Here is a 2,616-nt window from a genome sequence, read left to right on the forward strand (position 1 = left end):
TTTTGAAGCAAAATTGAGCGTGCGCTAGGCATATAGCCTGCGGAGCGAAAATTTTTGCGAAATCTCGGAAAAGCGCTCGCGAGACAAGCCGCTATCCCCTTAAAATTTGAGCCGCTTCTTTAGCATGATAGCTTATTATCAAATCTGCGCCTGCGCGCTTAAACCCGACTAGCGTCTCCATCATCACGCGTTCGTAATCGATGACGCCGGCTTTTGCCGCAGCTTTTAACAGAGCGTATTCGCCGCTCACGTTATACGCGCAGATCGGCAGCCTCGTCGCTTCGCGTAGATCGCGGATGACGTCTAAATACGCAAGGGCGGGCTTTACCATCAAGATATCGGCCCCCTGCGCCTCGTCCTCCAGGCTCTCGCTCACGGCTTCTAGGCGGTTTGCGGGATCCATCTGGTAGCTTTTTCTATCGCCAAAGCTCGGCGCGCTCTCGGCTACGTCGCGAAACGGTCCGTAGTACGCCGAAGCAAATTTGGTCGAATACGCCATAATCGGCAAATTTTCATATCCGCTCAAATCCAGCGCCCCGCGCAAGGTAGCGATGATGCCGTCCATCATACCGCTTGGAGCGATCATATCGGCTCCGTTTCTAGCGTGGATCAGCGCTTGTTTAGCGGAAATTTCCAGCGTCGCGTCGTTATCGACGGTCTGATGGACGTGATCTAGGATACCGCAGTGGCCGTGATCGGTGTACTCGCAAAAGCAAAGATCGGTTATCACGACTAGATCAGGAAATTTATCCTTTATCGCTCGCAGCGCGGTCGCTATGATGCCGTCATCGCTCAGAGCGTCGCTGCCTACGCTATCTTTTAGGCTAGGTATGCCAAATAAAATAACCGCTTTTATGCCCAAATTTCGCACGATTTCGCACTCTTTTAAAATTTCGTCCAAACTCATCTGAAAGACGCCCGGCATCGAGCTTATCTCTTTTTTCACGCCCTTGCCTTCGACGACGAAAAGCGGATAGATAAAATCGCTCGCGCAAACGCTAGTTTCGCGCACCATCTCTCTGATCGCGGGATTTATCCTGAGCCTTCTAAAACGTTTAAACATAATTTTCCTTTTACTTCGCTACAATTTACGCTTAGTGTAACATAATAGGAGTTAAAATTTTATGAATATCGAGCTTTCAAATACGGCAAATTTACCCTCTCGTTTCGGGATATTTGAGATAAAGGCCTTTAAGGAGGGCGAGAAGGAACATTTGGCGATTTACAAAAAACCTTTCGGCGAGGTCGTAAACGTCCGCATCCACTCCGAGTGCCTAACGGGCGATGCGATCGGTAGCCTCAAGTGCGACTGCCGCGACCAGCTGGAAGCCAGCCTAAAGTACATCGAAGAGCACGGCGGCATGGTGATCTATCTGCGCCAAGAGGGGCGAAATATCGGCCTACTAAACAAAGTAAACGCCTACCACCTGCAAGACGAGGGCCTTGACACCATCGAGGCAAACCACCAGCTAGGCTTTAAGGCCGACGAGCGCACGTACGAGATCGTGGATTTTATCTTAAAGCACTTCGGCATCGAAAAGATAAATTTGCTAACCAATAACCCAAAAAAACTGTCCGGGCTAAAATGCGTGCAGATCGTATCTCGCGTGCCGATCGTGATACACGCGAACAAATTTAACGAAAACTACCTGCGCGTGAAAAAAGAGCAGATGGGGCACATGCTAGATGAAAATTGACCTGCCGAGGGACTTTGACGCGCAAACGGCGAAATTTAGCGAGATTTTGGCTAAATTTAACCGCGTGCACAGCCTCACAAACTATAAAAATTTAAATGAGCAGATCACTGACAGCATAGCTCCGCTTGAAATTTTCCCGCAAATTTTGGACGCTAAAACGGCGATCGATGTGGGCAGCGGAGCGGGCTTTCCCGCGATATTTCTCGCGATGATTTTAAGGGAGTGCGAGTGGCATCTCTTTGAGCCCAGCCCGAAAAAATCGGCGTTTCTAAGCTATGTCAAGGCTGAGCTAAATTTAACCAACATCCGCGTAAAATCTTGCAAGATCCAGGACGGCGAGCCGTTTGCGGCGCAGCTAATCACGAGTCGCGCACTGATGAAAACGAAAGATTTGCTTGAGATTTGCAACGGTTTTGTGGGCGCGCAAACTCAAATTTTACTTTATAAAGGAAGCAGCGTACAAAGCGAGTTAGACGGACTCAAAGCTCAAATTTGCGGGCGTGGCAACCGAAAATACGTACTTATAAAGGGCGGCGATGTTATTTAAAATTTTGGCTTTTTTAGCGGTTTTAATCGCGATTTATATGATATTTTTTAAAACCCGCGTAAAAAGAGGCGTAAAAGGCGGCGCAAAAAAAGAGGACAAAGAGGCCCAAAATTTCGTCGAATGCAAAAAGTGCGGCACCTTTATAGAGGCTAAAGACGCCGTAATAAGCGGCGGCGGGTATATATGCGAGGACTGCATAAAGGATAAAAAATGAAACTAATCGGCCACGAGCTAGTGCCGTACGAGCCGCTATTTTGGCGCGAGAATGCCCAGCAGATCGAAGCGGGCAAGCAAAATTTGTTTAAATTTGACGCAGCCGCGATAAAGCGCGCGCAGGAGCTCGGCGCCCAGTTTTGCGTCGAAGCGGAAAAT

At 48.7% G+C, this 2,616-nt stretch carries 4 protein-coding genes; 3 read left to right on the forward strand and 1 reads right to left on the reverse strand.

Annotation, left to right across the window (positions count from 1 at the left end; all coding sequences use genetic code 11):
- Positions 1 to 91: 91 nt before the first annotated feature.
- A complete protein-coding gene (gene hemB, locus Q0338_RS02670; protein ID WP_298085413.1) occupies positions 92 to 1,063 on the reverse strand; it encodes a porphobilinogen synthase in 972 nt (323 codons plus the stop codon).
- A 61-nt stretch (positions 1,064 to 1,124) separates the two neighbouring features.
- On the opposite strand from hemB, the gene ribA reads away from it, so the two are divergent.
- Genes ribA through Q0338_RS02685 form a run of 3 tightly spaced genes read left to right on the forward strand, consistent with a single transcriptional unit; the run spans position 1,125 to position 2,458 of the window.
- The gene (ribA, locus tag Q0338_RS02675) at positions 1,125 to 1,697 is read left to right on the forward strand and encodes a GTP cyclohydrolase II (RefSeq protein ID WP_002947626.1); all 573 of its coding nucleotides are present in this window, start codon (positions 1,125 to 1,127) and stop codon (positions 1,695 to 1,697) included.
- Positions 1,687 to 2,244 carry a 16S rRNA (guanine(527)-N(7))-methyltransferase RsmG gene (gene rsmG, locus Q0338_RS02680; RefSeq protein WP_298085414.1) on the forward strand — a complete coding sequence of 186 codons (558 nt, stop codon included), beginning with the start codon at positions 1,687 to 1,689 and terminating at the stop codon, positions 2,242 to 2,244. The genes ribA and rsmG overlap by 11 nt, the downstream gene beginning before the upstream one ends.
- On the forward strand, positions 2,234 to 2,458 hold the full coding sequence (locus Q0338_RS02685; protein ID WP_298085415.1) for a PP0621 family protein: 225 nt from the start codon (positions 2,234 to 2,236) through the stop codon (positions 2,456 to 2,458). The genes rsmG and Q0338_RS02685 overlap by 11 nt, the downstream gene beginning before the upstream one ends.
- Positions 2,459 to 2,616: the final 158 nt, after the last annotated feature.

Source organism: uncultured Campylobacter sp. (assembly GCF_938018145.1).
GTDB lineage: Bacteria > Campylobacterota > Campylobacteria > Campylobacterales > Campylobacteraceae > Campylobacter_A.